11 protein-coding genes and 1 pseudogene are annotated in these 14,837 nt (G+C 47.0%); 2 read left to right on the forward strand and 10 right to left on the reverse strand.

Annotated features, from left to right (window positions below; all coding sequences use genetic code 11):
• A pseudogene (locus Q1W14_RS09625) lies at nt 1-580 on the forward strand (hypothetical protein); the annotation flags it as partial.
• Here the strand turns inward: Q1W14_RS09625 and Q1W14_RS09630 are convergent.
• The 3 genes from Q1W14_RS09630 to Q1W14_RS09640 all read right to left on the reverse strand — a co-directional run bounded on the left by Q1W14_RS09630 (nt 558) and on the right by Q1W14_RS09640 (nt 5,320).
• The gene (locus tag Q1W14_RS09630) at nt 558-1,781 is read right to left on the reverse strand and encodes an amidohydrolase (protein ID WP_300701121.1); all 1,224 of its coding nucleotides are present in this window, start codon (nt 1,779-1,781) and stop codon (nt 558-560) included. The pseudogene Q1W14_RS09625 and the gene Q1W14_RS09630 sit on opposite strands and share 23 nt — an antisense overlap.
• Nucleotides 1,782-1,802: 21 nt before the next feature.
• Entirely contained in the window at nt 1,803-2,855 is a 1,053-nt protein-coding gene (locus Q1W14_RS09635; RefSeq protein ID WP_300701124.1) for an NAD(P)-dependent oxidoreductase, read from the reverse strand.
• Between the two features lie 311 nt (nt 2,856-3,166).
• A complete protein-coding gene (locus Q1W14_RS09640) occupies nt 3,167-5,320 on the reverse strand; it encodes a glycoside hydrolase family 3 C-terminal domain-containing protein (protein WP_300701193.1) in 2,154 nt (717 codons plus the stop codon).
• Nucleotides 5,321-5,678: 358 nt separating this feature from the next.
• On the opposite strand from Q1W14_RS09640, the gene Q1W14_RS09645 reads away from it, so the two are divergent.
• Nucleotides 5,679-6,386 (forward strand): DUF5020 family protein, encoded by a 708-nt coding sequence (locus Q1W14_RS09645; protein ID WP_300701125.1) that lies wholly within the window; start codon nt 5,679-5,681, stop codon nt 6,384-6,386.
• A gap of 140 nt (nt 6,387-6,526) precedes the next feature.
• Here the strand turns inward: Q1W14_RS09645 and lgt are convergent, their stop codons facing one another.
• The 7 genes from lgt to Q1W14_RS09680 all read right to left on the reverse strand — a co-directional run bounded on the left by lgt (nt 6,527) and on the right by Q1W14_RS09680 (nt 14,720).
• A complete protein-coding gene (gene lgt, locus Q1W14_RS09650; RefSeq protein ID WP_300701126.1) occupies nt 6,527-7,399 on the reverse strand; it encodes a prolipoprotein diacylglyceryl transferase in 873 nt (290 codons plus the stop codon).
• Between the two features lie 24 nt (nt 7,400-7,423).
• Nucleotides 7,424-7,996, reverse strand: a complete 573-nt coding sequence (locus Q1W14_RS09655; RefSeq protein WP_300701127.1) for an ORF6N domain-containing protein — start codon at nt 7,994-7,996, stop codon at nt 7,424-7,426.
• A 53-nt stretch (nt 7,997-8,049) separates the two neighbouring features.
• Entirely contained in the window at nt 8,050-8,955 is a 906-nt protein-coding gene (locus Q1W14_RS09660) for a ketopantoate reductase family protein (protein WP_300701128.1), read from the reverse strand.
• A gap of 15 nt (nt 8,956-8,970) precedes the next feature.
• Nucleotides 8,971-9,780 (reverse strand): carboxypeptidase-like regulatory domain-containing protein, encoded by an 810-nt coding sequence (locus tag Q1W14_RS09665; RefSeq protein WP_300701129.1) that lies wholly within the window; start codon nt 9,778-9,780, stop codon nt 8,971-8,973.
• Nucleotides 9,781-9,857: 77 nt separating this feature from the next.
• A complete protein-coding gene (gene ychF, locus Q1W14_RS09670) occupies nt 9,858-10,961 on the reverse strand; it encodes a redox-regulated ATPase YchF (RefSeq protein ID WP_300701131.1) in 1,104 nt (367 codons plus the stop codon).
• 84 nt (nt 10,962-11,045) lie between these two features.
• The gene (locus Q1W14_RS09675; protein ID WP_300701133.1) at nt 11,046-13,925 is read right to left on the reverse strand and encodes a DEAD/DEAH box helicase; all 2,880 of its coding nucleotides are present in this window, start codon (nt 13,923-13,925) and stop codon (nt 11,046-11,048) included.
• 123 nt (nt 13,926-14,048) lie between these two features.
• Nucleotides 14,049-14,720 carry a DUF6198 family protein gene (locus tag Q1W14_RS09680; protein WP_300701135.1) on the reverse strand — a complete coding sequence of 224 codons (672 nt, stop codon included), beginning with the start codon at nt 14,718-14,720 and terminating at the stop codon, nt 14,049-14,051.
• Nucleotides 14,721-14,837: the final 117 nt, after the last annotated feature.

Below are 14,837 nucleotides of genomic sequence, written 5' to 3' on the forward strand. Positions count from 1 at the left end.
CTTCATCTATCGGCTGTTTTCATTCATTGACAGGGGAGAGTTCAAGAAAGCGGATGAATGGATTACAGAGAACCAAGCCTCATTGATAGATAAGACAGGCTTGCTGAAAGACCAGCAACAAGCCATTATGTTGCTATACATCGCATTGACCCATCTGGGCAATGGTGAATTTCGCAAGGCAAAGAAGAAGCTGGCGCTTATTGTGGGACGGGGGAATTTCTACCCTCTTTCGCTGTTTCGCACCATCCGTCTTGTGAATCTGATGATCCACTATGAACTGGGGGATATTGATTATATCCAATCCGAAACCCGTTCCATCAAGCGGGAGATGTCCAAGAATAAGGAACTAAGCCTGAAAGTGGAGTTGTTCCTGCTGAAATTCCTGAATTATTCTTTCGTCGATGATAACAAAAAGTCACGGGTAAGCATCTGGAAACATCTGGAAGATGAAGTCCATGCCTTGTACCAGGATAAATACGAAAATCAAATCCTGCGTAAGTTCGACTTTGTGGCTTGGGTTGAATCCAAGATCCGGGAAATTCCTTTGAGTGAGATACTCAAAGGGAAACGGCTTTCGTAATTTCCTCTTCTCCGGCTACTCTTCCATGCTCCATGATTATCTTTCCGTCACAAATCACGGTGTCGATGCAACGGCTATCTGCTGCATAGACCCAGTTTGAGATCAGGTTATGGCAGGGGAGGAGGCGCTCATTAGACAGATTTACCAGTACCGCATCCGCCAGTTTGCCTTCTGCAATGATACCACCGTCTATATGGAAGGCTTCGGCGGCATTCTGTGTGCCCCATTGCAGTACCTCTTGTGCAGAAAGTGTATCGGGAGTATGTTGGCATTTGGCAAGTAGAGCGGCTGTTTTCATTTCTTCGCGCATATCGAGATTGTTGTTGGACGAGGCGCCGTCCGTACCCAGGGCGATGCGGCAATCTGATTGGGAGAAGGCTTGTGCCCGGAAGATGCCTGAAGATAACTTCATGTTGGAGCAAGGATTATGAACGATGGTTACTTTTCGTTCTTTCAAAATCTCTATTTCTTCATCGTCTACATGCACCACATGGGCAGCAACTACATTATCTCCCAAAACACCGATGGAATCCAGCCAGCGTACGGGCGTCATCCCGTGAGAGGCGATACAATCTTTTACCTCTTGTTCGGTTTCGGCAAGGTGGGTGTGGAGCACTAAACCCTTGCTGCGGGCAGCTTCGGCACAACGGCGGAGCAGGGCTTCGCTTACGGTATAGATGGCATGGGGGGCAACGGTTATCTGGATTCTGCCATTGGCACGGTCTGCCCATTGCTCAATGAAGCGGAAGTTTTCTTCCGTTCTCCTCTCGCTTTGGCGGTCCATAAAGGTGACGCCCACAGCAGCACGGATACCCATTTCTTCTACGGCACGCATGGTTTCTTCTATTTCCCAGTACATGTCGTTGAAGAAGACGCAACCCGACTTAATCATTTCGAGAATGGCGAGCCGGGTACCGTTATAGATGTCCGTGGAAGTCATGCGCGCTTCGTAGGGCCAGATGTATTCGTTGAGCCACTGGAAGAGCGGCATATCGTCGGCATATCCACGTAGCAGGGTCATGGCGGCATGGGTGTGAGCGTTATAGAAAGGAGGGAGGATAGCAAGTCCTTTGCAATCTATTACAACGTCTGCCGGAGTATCGGCAGAGGCATTAAGGCTTTTAAAACGGTTTCCTTCGATAAGGATATTTGTCGGGTGGTTCTGATGAACGGCTCCCCGGAGAAGCAGGCTGGTTTTCATATCAAATGGTGAAATGGTACGTTAAATGAGGTCTAACTCGTCGGAGATACAACCGTTGAGGCGACAGATATTTAATAAATGTTCTTCCAGTTCAGGCTGAGGCTCTATCAATCCACGGGCTTCGGGATGGGTAGCGAGGTAGAGGGCGCCTTCGTTGTGCAAGGCCATAGTGGCATCGATGTACTTCAAGTGAGTAGGTTCCTCAAGGATGAAGTTAAGGGTCTTCTTTTGCATCAGCACCCGTTCGGCCGGAATGGACGGGCCGTATTCATCTTCTACACCCATATTGGCAAGCAGGGCGGGGGAGTGTAACAGGGCTTCGGCAGGACAATTTCCTTCTAAAGCATGAGCCACTCCGGTGGCGGTAACAACGGCGTATGCGTCTTTCACCGCTTGCACTACTTTGGGGGTGTCCCGATAATCAATGATGTCGGTAGTAAATGCGGTGATTTGTTCGGACACACTCTCAGGATCAGTGACAACGGTTACACGTGCACCCAATTTATGGGCGTACATGATGATGCCTGTGCCTACTTTCCCGGAGCCGAAGACTACGAGTTTCCGGTTTTTCCATTCATCATATCCTAGTTGCTTCATGGCGCGATAGTAGCTTTCGCCTGTGCCCAGACAGGTTTCGATACGTTTGATGCGTCCATTATCGGCTAAATACACGGGTTTGTCTACGTGGCTGAATTTCTCTACGCCCGACCGGGTGAGTTCCACAAAGCCGATACGAGGTTGCCAACTACTGAAGGCGGCGGCGCAATCGAGGATAATATCAACCGGTACGGGTGCATCTTCGGGACGCATGACGCGTATGCCTGAGGAACGAAGTAATTCGACAATCTTCTCATCCCGCGGCATAACGTTGGAAATACCTGCAATCAATTCTGCTCCGGCAGCTGTTAAAGCACGGTGCTTCACTAAGGTATTACGGAATACCGGAGTTGCATCGAGTACAGTCAGTCCTTTCAAAGGAAGCGTGCAGCCCCATTCGCGGGTTTGGTAAAGAGAAACGGGGTATTCGTCTTCCCGATACGTAGAAGTGATAAGAGGATCGATAAAGTTGAACATAGTGAATGAATTGAGATTTCAAATCACAAAGTTACAAATATTAGTTCAACTTATGCTCAGTTGCGGGAGATTCCTTTGGCTGGAGATGATGAACCGGGAGTTGCGGACAATGTATATTATCTTGCACTGTTCTTGCAGGATGTCATCTAGGCTCACTTTGGCAGAGATACTTACTGTCTATATATATGAGATAGGAATCATACGTAATGATTGTAGGAATCATTGCGGATGATTGTGGCAATCATTACGGATGATTCCTATCTCAGTTCTGTATAGAGTGTAGATCATTGTAGCGATGATCTACGATGAGTTCATTTCACATCTACCTTCCCTTCCAAGCGTATGTCTGCCGATGAAGAACCGATAAGAAGATTCATGCTACCCGGTTCGAGTACGAAAGCCTGTTTGTCGGTATCCCAGTAGCGCAAATCGTCTTTATTGATAGCAAGGGTAACCTCTTTTGTTTCCCCGGCTTTGATAAATGTCCGGTCGAAAGCTTTCAGCTGCTTCACAGGACGCTCTACTTTCGAGTTGGGATAACTAACATATAACTGAATGACTTCATCACTATTTTTAAGCCCCGTATTCGTGATTTCTGCTGTTACTTGGATATCACCCTTGTTTTGCTTGATAGATTTAATCTTGTCGTATTTAAATGTGGTATAACTCAGTCCATAGCCGAAGGGATAGAGAACTCCGTTCTTCTGATACATATAAGTACGGCCGTGGCGAATATCATAATCCATCATGTCGGGCAGGTCTGTGATGTCTTTTACCCACGTTTGCGAAGTACGTCCTGCCGGACTTACCTTGCCGAAAAGGACATCTGCCAAACCATTCCCCTGCTCCTGGCTGCAATGAGTGATGTGTACGATGGCGGGCACATGTTCCTGACTCCAGTTGATGGCGTATGGGAAGTTGCTGACGAGGACAAGTACTGTATTAGGATTTGCCTTTAGTACCTGTTTCACTAAATCTTCGTCCGGCAAGGCAAGCGACTTACGGTCTACCGCCTCACGTCCATCGCTGGGAACGGGGCAGAACCTCCAGTCGGTTCTTGTTCCGAAGGGATGATTGCCTACACAAACCACTGCTACATCAGCTTCCCTGGCTATGCGGGTAGCTTCGTCCATCCGATTATCTTCGGCATAGAGCACTTGGATGTTCTTGCCTGCGGCGGAACGTATGCCATCGAGTATAGTCACCTCATACGGAGGAGTTCCGCTGTACCAGTCTTGCACAATTTTATTAGCGTACGGGCCGATGATAGCTATTTTCTTCAACTTCTCTCCGTTTAAGGGGAGTATGGGAGATGTACCGGAAATGGCGTTGTTCTTCAGCAGGATCACCGATTTTGCAGTGACCTCTCTTGCCAGTTGCTTGGCGCCATCGGTCAGGAAGGGTGGGGTGGTTGATGCATCTTTGCCGATGGAAAGATAGGGATTCTTGGACTTTTCACCGTCCAGCAACCCTAATTTCAAAGCGACGTATAGATTACCACGAATGGCCTTGTCAATATCTGCCTCTGTTACAAGCCCCTTGTCGAGAGCTTCTTTGATATAGGGCAGATAGGTATCGAGGAATTGTCCTACAGTAGCCTTCACTACGGCGGCAGCACCTTCGGTGAGAGAGGGGAAGCTTTTATGGGCTTCTACCAATAATTTGAGAGCACCCCCATCGGTACAGATAATTCCGTTGTTACCCCACTCTTTGCGGGCAATAGCTTCCAGGCACGGATGGATAGTCATGGGAATGTCGTTCCAACTATTGTACGATGCCATGAATGCCCGACTTCCGCCTACGGTAATACCTTTGTAGAAAGGATAGGAATAGTATTCACGGAATAATCGCTCGTCGAAATTGGAGGAAGTACTGTCTCGCCCATCTTCATTGCTGTTCGCCAGGAAATGTTTCATAAGAGAAGCGGTTTTCCAATAACGGGGATGGTCGCCTTGCAAGCCCCGCACACTGGCAATGGTGAGTTGTGCGGTATGGAAGGGATCTTCTCCGAAACTTTCTTCTGTCCGTCCCCAACGAGGGTCACGGGCAAGGTCGGCATTAGGAGCACGCATCACGAGTGAATTGCGCTTATTGTCGAGTGTTTGCATATAGTATCGCGCTTCTTCGGAAGCTTGTTCGGCTACCTTCTGTACAAGCGCAATGTCCCACGTGGAACCTAAGCCGTATGATTGTGGGAAAATGGTGGTAGGGAAGTCGGTAGGTATCATCCTTCCGTCATCTGTTTTCTTCCGTCCGCCCCAGGCAGCGGGACCACCTAAAGTAAGTCCGTGCAGACCTTCGTAATGCCCGCAACGGGGAATGCCAAGGCGAGGTACACCGAGATTGGTAGATAGCAAATCAATCTTCTCGTCCAGTGTCAGTATGGAGAGAAGGTTGTCGATTCGTTTCTCGTCAGTAAGGGTCGTGTCACGGAAAGCATAGGATGTTTGTGCTTGAAGCGACATCGAAAGTGGCAGGATACATAGTAGCCAAATAATTTTCTTTCTCAGAGTAGTTTGTAGAGAGATTGCCGCTCTTCTTTGCTGATAATAATCTTTCATGTGGGTATTTGATTTTACGGTTGATAGTTTGTTGGCGTAAAAGTAGGCAATAAATTAGTAAGGGGATGGAATGATATGTTTCGGGTGTGGGGTTGAAATGTGTAAATAGGGACTAATTGGGGAGTAGGAGATGGGAAAATAGTCAGTATTGTGTCTCAAAATGGTAAGTCTTACGAAGGCGGGACGTAAATAGTGAGACCTAGATATTGATTAATTAACTCATTTAAGTATTTTTGCACCTATTTCTAAAAAATACTTAGTCATGAAGAAACTACTATTACCTCTCTTTCTAGTTCTATCGTTATCGATAGGTGGCAATGTTTATGCGCAAAACATTCAGTTGCACTACGATTTCGGTCGCTCCTTGTATGATAAAGATTTGAAAGGACGTCCATTGCTGACTTCTACTGTCGAAAAGTTCCAACCGGACGGGTGGGGAAGTACATACTTCTTTATCGATATGGACTATACATCGGACGGGGTAGCTGCTGCTTATTGGGAAATAGCCCGTGAACTGAAGTTCTGGAAGAATCCTTTCTCTATCCATGTGGAATATAATGGCGGCTTGGCAAAAGGATTTTCTTATAATAATGCTTATTTGGGCGGTCTGACTTATACATACAATAATGCTTCTTTCTCTCGTGGATTTTCTCTGACTGCGATGTACAAGTATATCCAGAAGCACCATTCTCCCAATAATTTCCAGTTAACAGGCACTTGGTACATGAATTTCTGCGATAACCTACTGACCTTTTCCGGCTTTGCCGATTGGTGGCGGGAAGAAACAAATTACGGAAAGACCATCTTCTTATCCGAACCTCAGTTTTGGGTGAACCTTAATAGGGTAAAAGGATTCAGTAAGAATTTCAATCTGAGTGTAGGATCTGAGCTGGAATTGAGCAACAATTTCGGAGGAAGAGATGGCTTTTATGCTATCCCTACATTGGCTTTGAAGTGGACGCTGAATTGAGCAAGACCGAATAATTACTGCACATAACTTGCTGATATAATTTAGGCACGGATTACACGGATTTCATGAATTCTATTTAAAAGAGTTCCGCGAAATCCGTGTAATCCGTGCCTATATTATGATGTTCTTATTGCTACGCTTTATACTTTCTTCTTTTTTCCATAGAAGAACATAAAGTACAGTCCGATAATTACGAATGGAACGCTGAGCCATTGTCCCATATTGAATGTCATTCCATCTTCGAAATTAACTTGATTTTCTTTCAGGAATTCAACGAAGAAGCGGAAAGTGAATATCTCAGTCAGGCAGAGTCCGAAGAAGAAACCACGGTGGAAATAGGGCTGTGCGGCTGCCTGTTTGGTAGGAGCTGCTGCCTGCTTCTTCTGTCCGTATTTATAGAGAACAACCATTCCCAGGAAGAAGATGAAGTAAGCGATTGCTTCGTATAACTGAGCCGGGTGACGCGGTATCATGTCTACCCGTTCGAAGACGAATGCCCAGGGTGCATCGCTCGGCTTACCGATGATCTCGGAATTCATCAGGTTGGCAAGGCGGATGAAACAGGCGGTAATCGGGGTAGCAACTGCTATCATATCTACCACATCGATGTAGTGCATCTTCGTCTTGCGGCAATACAACCAAAGGGATATAATTAAGCCCAGTGTACCGCCGTGACTGGCAAGTCCTTCATATCCGGTCCATTTCCATCCACCATCGGGGAGGAATTTGACGGGCAATATCATTTCCCAAAAATGATTCAGGTAATACTCCGGTTGATAAAACAGGCAGTGTCCCAGTCGTGCACCGATCAGGATGCCGAAGAAACAGTAGAAGAACAGGGGCTCGAACTTGTCATCGCCTATTTTCTTGTCTCTGTACTGCTGGCGTACTATCAGGTAGGCAAGGCCAATGCCTACGACCCACAGCAGGCCATAATAACGGATAGGGAGATGCCCGAAGAGGTTGAACAGTTCGGGATTGGGGTTCCAGTTGATGCTGAGTAGTGGTAACATAATTATTATTCTATTATAGGTTTATTATTCGGGTTTGATGAAGCCGATAGGGTTGCGGGGTTTGTTATTCGCCTTCCTCTGAGCTTGCATTTCTGCTAAGGTCTGGTTAATAAGCTCCAACTGCGTGCGGGTATCTTCGTTGATGTCGTTCTGATCGGTAAATACTTCTTCGAGATAGGCTTTCAACTCTTGTACTTCTTGTTCTAAATTACTGATACGGTCGGTAGGAGGGGTCGATATGAGTTGACGCACGGCGACAAAGGCACGCATGATGTTGATGTTGACTTCGATGGCTATATCACTGTTCAGTACTCCGGATAACATGGCTAAGCCTTGTTCAGTAAAGGCATAAGGCAAATATTTTGTATGTTTTCCTTTTCCTGTCTCTAAGATTCCAATTTGGAATCTTAGAGAGTTCCATTCTTCTGCCGTCAACTGAAACATAAAGTCCGATGGAAATCGTTTGATGTTTCTTTTCACTGCCTTATTCAGATTTCCGGTAGTGACTTGATAGAGTTCAGCCAAGTCCTTATCTATCATGACCCGCTGTCCTCTAATCTCGTATATCTTGCTTTGTATAACGACTGCTAATTCCATAATTCCGTTATTGATTCTTTAAAGTACAAAATATGCACTTTAAAAGTCTTCTCCTATTTGAACTTCTCCGCCACCATCTTGTACGTCGGAATATCTATTCCTTGTTCTTCGGCCGCAGCAATCATATCAAAGAGCAATCCTTGAACTTCGCTCTGATGTCCCTTTTCAATATCTTTCTGCATCGAAGCGGTACTTTCGGGGGCAAGCTTATCAATCACTTTAAGATTATACTCTATCACATCTTCCTTGAACTCAATGCCCAGTTTACGCCCTAGTTCGGCACTTTCACGGGAAAGTCCGATGAATGTGTCACGTACTTTTCCGGCTTTCTGCACTTCGCCCATAGGAACATCGTAGTAAGCACCGGTAACTGCCATGGCAGAGATAAACGACCACTTTACGAATGTATCGCGATTGATGTCAGCGGATATTTCGGCTTTGATACCACTTTCTTGCAGATCGCTTTGAATAGCTTCGAGCATTCCTTCAGGAACCGAGGTACCTTTGTGTGCACCATACACCAAGCGGAATATTTTGCCCATCTGCGTAATTTCACCTTTGCCCGATACAAAACCCACAATGTAGATGCAGCCATCCAGAACCGTAATACCCGGCACGAGGCGCTGAATACGGGGACCTGTACCATATACATTTAGAATAGGTATAACCACTGTACCTTTGTGTGCGGTACGTTTGATTAAATCTGTAATAGAGTCTACAGAATATCCTTTGACGCATACAAAGATGACGTCTGCTTTACCTTGAAACTCTTCTGCTGTAGATGCATCTATCTTCAAAGTGTGTTCACCTTTCAAATCGGAGTGCAGCAACAACCCGCGTTCGCGTATAGCTGCGAGATGTTCGCCACGAGCAATACAAGTAACATCTTTTCCTGCGAGTGCGAGGAATGCGGCTATTGAGCCTCCTACGCCGCCAGTGCCTGCTATAAGGTATTTCATTTCTATAATAAGGTTTTATTTAACGTAGTTTTCTTTCTCCATATAGTAAAGTCCTTCGCCGCGGTCACCGTTCTCAAGGTCAGTCAGTTCTACTTTGAAGATACGGTAGGGCAGGGCTTTCTTGGGTTGTTTAGATACGTCTACGGTCAGCAGGTAGGCGTTGCCGTATTCGCTTGCGTCGAAGTATTCTTTGATCTCTTGTTTCATCAGGATGGGCACTTCCTCACCATCTATCCAAACTACGGCTTTCAGCTTGTCGGTCGAAGGAGCGAAGAGGCTTGCTTTGGCCTGGTCAGAAATTGCTTTTTGATTCATGTTGTTCAACTTCTCGCCATGCACTACGGTTTCAGGCTTTGCTTCCTTCTGCCACTTTAAGAAGCGTGTAAGGCTCATCGGACGCACATATATCTGATAGGTTGGCATGCCTCCGGGAATGCTGAATACACGCAGTCCGTACACCTCCATCCGGTGATACTGGAAGTTGAGTGTTGTATCACGATCAGCAATGAAATCCCATGCCCAGAACTCCAGTCGTTGGTCTGCTTCAGGCAGTCCGCCCTTTGCGGTATGCGGATAGGTAGCCATATTGATACCTCCTGCACTCTGATATTTCCCTTTGGGAATGCGGACTGAATAGTGTCCGTCTTTTCCGGTCATGGCTGTACTGACGTCGTCAAATGAAGGACTTTGCCAGAAGATGGAGCAACTGTCTATAGGCTGTCCGTTGTAGTCCGTCACTCGTCCGCAGATGGTTACGGAGTCTTGTTGCTGTGCGTATGCAACAGAACAAAGTGCTAAGAGGAGAAACATGAGAAACTGCTTCATGATCAGTTCTGTTTTTATGGTCTTATCTTATACATTAAATCGGTAGCTATTAACTACCGATTTAATAGAGTCTTTCGTTATACGTTGAAGCGGAAGTGCATGATATCACCGTCCTGCACCACATATTCCTTACCTTCTACGCCCAACTTACCGGCCTCTTTAACAGCAGCCTCGCTACCATATTGCAGGAAGTCGTCGTACTTGATAACTTCGGCACGGATAAAGCCCTTTTCAAAGTCAGTGTGGATAACACCGGCGCATTGGGGAGCCTTCCATCCTTGTTCGAAAGTCCAGGCACGTACTTCTTGTACGCCGGCAGTGAAGTAAGTCTGAAGGTTCAGCAAGTGATAGGCCGCTTTGATAAGACGTGCTACACCCGATTCTTCCAAACCTACTTCGGCAAGGAACATCTGACGGTCTTCGTAAGTCTCCAACTCGGCGATATCGGCTTCGGTCTTGGCGGCAACAATCAATATCTCGGCATTCTCGTCCTTTACGGCTTCGCGCACCATATCGACGTATTTATTACCGTTTACGGCGCTTGCTTCGTCTACATTGCATACGTACATCACGGGTTTGGAGGTAAGCAGGAAGAGCTCACGGGCTATCTTCTGTTCGTCTTTGGTGTCGAAGCTGACGGTGCGGGCAGATTTGCCTTGTTCCAATGCTTCTTTATATTGTACCAGTACATCGTAAGCCTGTTTGGCTTGTTTATCACCACCGGTCTGAGCTTGCTTTTGTACTTTCTGTATGCGTGATTCCAGTGTTTCGAGGTCCTTCAACTGAAGTTCGAAGTCAATGATTTCTTTGTCGCGCACGGGGTTGATGCTTCCGTCTACGTGTGTTACGTTCTCATCGTCGAAACAACGCAGCACGTGGATGATAGCATCGGTTTCGCGAATATTGGCAAGGAATTTATTACCCAGTCCTTCACCTTTGCTGGCGCCTTTTACCAGTCCGGCAATATCAACAATCTCAACAGTTGTGGGTACAATCTGTCGAGGATTTACCAGTTCGGCAAGCTTGTTCAGACGCTCGTCGGGCACGGTGATAACACCTACATTCGGTTCTATTGTACAAAAAGGGAAGTTTGCCGCCTGTGCTTTTGCATTGGACAAACAGTTAAAAAGTGTCGATTTGCCAACGTTGGGCAGTCCGACAATACCACATTGTAAAGCCATTATTTATTTTATTATTACTGTTTTCTGCTTGCAAAGATAGGTATTCTTCTGTTTATCTGATGAAAGATTGGTATTTTATTCGTATTAGAGAGCGGTCGGGGGTGAGACTTTATTCCTTATGAAAGGCAAAACGGCCTCTACCAATGAATGTTTCCGGTCTTGCAGGCTGAGGATATCCTCTTCTAGTGTGCCGCAGGAAATGAAACGGTAGACGAAAACCGAACGTTGCTGCCCCATGCGGTGGGCACGGCTGATGGCTTGTTCTTCGGCGGCACGGTTCCACCACGGGTCCAGCATAAAGACATAGTCGGCACTGGTGAGGTTCAGACCTACACCGCCCGCTTTCAGTGAGATAAGGAAGAAATGGCAGGAAGGGGTGTTGGAGAAACGGTTTATCACTGTTTCGCGGTTCTGGGTTTCTCCTGTCAGTAGCTCGTACGTCCAATTGCGCTTCTTCATTTCATCGCCTACCAGTTGGAGCAATGAGACGTATTCTGAAAAGAGGAGTACCTTATGATCGGTTTCATGCAGCGTCTCCAGACGGGAAAACAGTTCGTTGAACTTGCCGGAATCCATATCTTCTTCGCCTATTAGCTGCGGATGGCAGGCTATCTGACGCAGGCGGTTGATGGCGGTAAGCACATGGGCGGAGGTTGCGGGGGCTTCTTGCGGGGTAGGGGACATTGTTTCAGTGTGACCGGATAACAGCAGGTTGCGTGCACTAGACAGCTCTTCGTCATAAAGCCGTTGCTGCTCCGGTGTCATTTCGCATAATACAAGTTCATCCAGGCGTTCGGGCAGGTCGGGCAGGACATCTTCTTTCGACCTCTTCAGGAAGTAGGGAGCAATCAGGGTGCGGAGTATCGCCGACTTCCGGTCTTGCATCCTTTGCGATATAGGGTTGATATAATTGCGCTGAAAAGTCTGGTGATTGCCCAGCAACGCGGGGTTTAACAGGTTCATCAGACTCCATAAGTCACTGAGCGAGTTCTCGATGGGCGTGCCGCTGAGTGCTATGCGGTGGTGGGCTTGGAGGCGGATCACCGACTGGTAGAGTTGTGAGTTCCGGTTCTTGAAGCATTGCGATTCATCGAAAACAAGTATGCCGAAGGAGAGGCGAGATAGGTGCTCGATGTCGTTGCGCAGTGTCTGATACGTAGTCAGAACCACGTCCCAACGTAAGAGTGCCTGCTGTTTATGCCGCCGTTCTTCGGTGGTTCCGATATATTCGCAAACCGTAAGCCGGGGGGCGAAGCGGTGGAGCTCGTTCCTCCAGTTATAGACTACCGAGGCGGGAGATACCACGAGAATTGTTTCAAAGGGAATGCTTGTCTGGCCATGAGGTTCTTCGGTCGATTCTCCTGCCATTTCATCGGTGGAGAAAAGAGAGGTTTTATTCAGTGCAGCAGATTGTTCCGCACGTTGGCAAGTCTCCTTGTATTTCAGAAGCAGGGCAATGGTTTGAACGGTTTTTCCCAGTCCCATATCGTCGGACAAGCAACAACCCGTCTGCGAGGCGAAGTGGCGGTACAGCCATTCGAATCCCGTCTGCTGATAATGCCTCAGTTGGGCTTTCAGTCCTTGGGGAGAGGAGAGATCATCGGGAAGTTCCTCTTTTCTTTCGGTGCTTATGGCGGTCGTTACAGGCAGTTGGCAGCGATGGATGGCAATGCGTGTTTCCTCCGCACGGCCGAACATCATGATACCGCCATAGCGGGCGAACCATTCGTCGGGAATGAGGAAGATGCTTCCGTCTTCCAGCAGATATTCAGGATTGCCGTTCAGGATGGCGTCTTTCAGTTTGAGGAATGGAATCACGGTGCCATTGTCGAGGTGTATCTCTATGTGTATCTGGAGCCAGTCGTTGTTCCATTGGGTAGATTGCCGGATTTGTGCATCGCCCAGGTAATATTTCTCCTTCGAGAGTTGATGAAACTCTATTCCGTCTTCTTTCAACTCTTCGGTGTGCGCCTTCAGCCAGCCGATGAGGTCGGCTAGCGAACCTCTTTCGGGCATATCGAACTTCTCTTTCAAGATTCTTCTCTGTTCCAGTTCCCAGGCAGTGTCTCGGGTGAACTTGATGAACTTGAAGCTTTCTCCCTCTTCCTCCAAGCGGACATAGAGCTTCCGCTTATCATCGGCATAGAAAGTGACATCGTTGTATGCAAACTGAACAGAAAGCATGGCTTCCGCCTGAATGTCTTTCTCTAGCAGAATCCTGCATTTGTGTTCGCATTGCTCTTCTACGATGTTAAATCCTTCGGCTTGTATCTCTGTTTTGTATGTATTCTTGAGGATGAATCGACGGAAGTAGTCGTTCTGCATTCTTTGGGGAATGAAGGTGGAAGGTTTGCTGAGGAAAGGCAATAATAGCTTTCCGCTGAAACCATCGGGCAGGGTATATATCTGATTACCAAGAATGAATATGCCGGGTGTTTCGGCAAGCAGAAAGGGGCGGTGCCGGCAGGGTTCAATCACTTCTTCTTCGCTCAATTTCAGGTGAAGGGTGTAGTCTATTCCTTCATCGCTCCGGCGGAATATCATCTGAGGGACGGCTACGGAGGTAGTGGGTGAAAGCTCATTCTTCTTCAGCAGTTCGTTTTTGCTGCTTTCGCGGAAGAAGAGGTGGATGCCCAGTCGGGAAGTAATTTCGAAGATGGTGTTCAGTCTTTTGTCTGTCAGTTGCTTTACGTAATGCTGCATCTGCTTATCGGCTTTTGCCCAGAAGAGGCTTTCGGTCTTGAAGTTCTTCTTGCCCAAGGTGTCGTAAAGAACTTTCAGCTCGCACTGTGTGCAGATTTCTACCAGCTTGCTCAATGTTTCGTCGGCGGATACTTCGGCGGCTTCCACCTTTCCCGTAGGAGTGAAATAGAATTCATGCTCTTCTACATGAAAGAGGGTGGCGGTATAGATATTCCAGACGTCTAAGGATCTGATGATGAGTGCAAAATTACTGTGTACCATATATTGTTGGGGAGTCTTCTTTATGAAGATTCGGTTCCTGAATAAGATTATAGGTGCAAAAGTAACGATTTTAACGGTACAAAGCAGCATGAGTGTGCGATAAACAATGAATTCTGCCTATTCTTACCTCAATACGGGGACTAATCGGTAGAGCATCTTTCTGGTCATAACCTTATGGTTGAGGAAGCTCACGATATACCCCGTCAGACAAGCGGCGATGAGCGAGCCTTCGCGTACGCCTTCAATACTTTGGGTAAATATCAGCGAAAGTAGGACGGCGAATGATACCAAAGTAACATCGAAGTAGACTTTGAACTGCCCGAACTCTTTGTTGTAACGGCGTGATGCGTACTTCACAAATGCTTCGGCGCTCATCATTGCCACTTTGGGTTTAAGCTCCAGTACCACGCCGATGGATTGCACCAGACATCCCAACAGCAGCAACGCAATGGACATGCCATATCCCGAAGGGTGCAAATCGGTCGCCAGTGCCATATTGAAATCTATAAATGCGGAGAATATGAATGAAAACGGGATCTGTAGCAGTATCTCTACTACGTCCTGACGACTTTTCTCGTGGCGTACCAACCAAAACTGACCTGCAATCAGCACCATGTTAATGAGAAACGTGCAAGTGCCCAAAGTGAGCGGAGTATTGAGGCTCAGTACATAATTCACACTTGATATGGGCGTAGTGCCCAGCGTGGAATGTACTATCAATACAATGCCTGCGGAGAGAAAATATAATCCTAAAACAAAAACCAAATACCTCTTTAATACCTCTTTCAATTCCATGTGTCCTATCGTTTTCAATTCTGAGTTTCGCATGTGCTCAACTACCAAAGTTGAATTTGGCGAAACTTTGTTTACCGGGTGCAAAGTTCCCCCTTTTTTGTGGGAAACAGATAAGCT

The organism is Bacteroides sp. (assembly GCF_030151085.1).
Taxonomy (GTDB): Bacteria; Bacteroidota; Bacteroidia; order Bacteroidales; family Bacteroidaceae; genus Bacteroides.

What these genes read in the sequence shown, in the direction of transcription:
- Q1W14_RS09665 (WP_300701129.1), bottom strand. Translation starts at nt 9,780, where the DNA reads ATGAAGCAGTTTCTCATGTTTCTCCTCTTAGCACTTTGTTCTGTTGCA.
- ychF (WP_300701131.1), bottom strand. Translation starts at nt 10,961, where the DNA reads ATGGCTTTACAATGTGGTATTGTCGGACTGCCCAACGTTGGCAAATCG.
- Q1W14_RS09655 (WP_300701127.1), bottom strand. Translation starts at nt 7,996, where the DNA reads ATGGAATTAGCAGTCGTTATACAAAGCAAGATATACGAGATTAGAGGA.
- Q1W14_RS09630 (WP_300701121.1), bottom strand. Translation starts at nt 1,781, where the DNA reads ATGAAAACCAGCCTGCTTCTCCGGGGAGCCGTTCATCAGAACCACCCG.
- Q1W14_RS09680 (WP_300701135.1), bottom strand. Translation starts at nt 14,720, where the DNA reads ATGGAATTGAAAGAGGTATTAAAGAGGTATTTGGTTTTTGTTTTAGGA.
- Q1W14_RS09645 (WP_300701125.1), top strand. Translation starts at nt 5,679, where the DNA reads ATGAAGAAACTACTATTACCTCTCTTTCTAGTTCTATCGTTATCGATA.
- Q1W14_RS09660 (WP_300701128.1), bottom strand. Translation starts at nt 8,955, where the DNA reads ATGAAATACCTTATAGCAGGCACTGGCGGCGTAGGAGGCTCAATAGCC.
- Q1W14_RS09635 (WP_300701124.1), bottom strand. Translation starts at nt 2,855, where the DNA reads ATGTTCAACTTTATCGATCCTCTTATCACTTCTACGTATCGGGAAGAC.
- lgt (WP_300701126.1), bottom strand. Translation starts at nt 7,399, where the DNA reads ATGTTACCACTACTCAGCATCAACTGGAACCCCAATCCCGAACTGTTC.
- Q1W14_RS09640 (WP_300701193.1), bottom strand. Translation starts at nt 5,320, where the DNA reads ATGTCGCTTCAAGCACAAACATCCTATGCTTTCCGTGACACGACCCTT.
- Q1W14_RS09675 (WP_300701133.1), bottom strand. Translation starts at nt 13,925, where the DNA reads ATGGTACACAGTAATTTTGCACTCATCATCAGATCCTTAGACGTCTGG.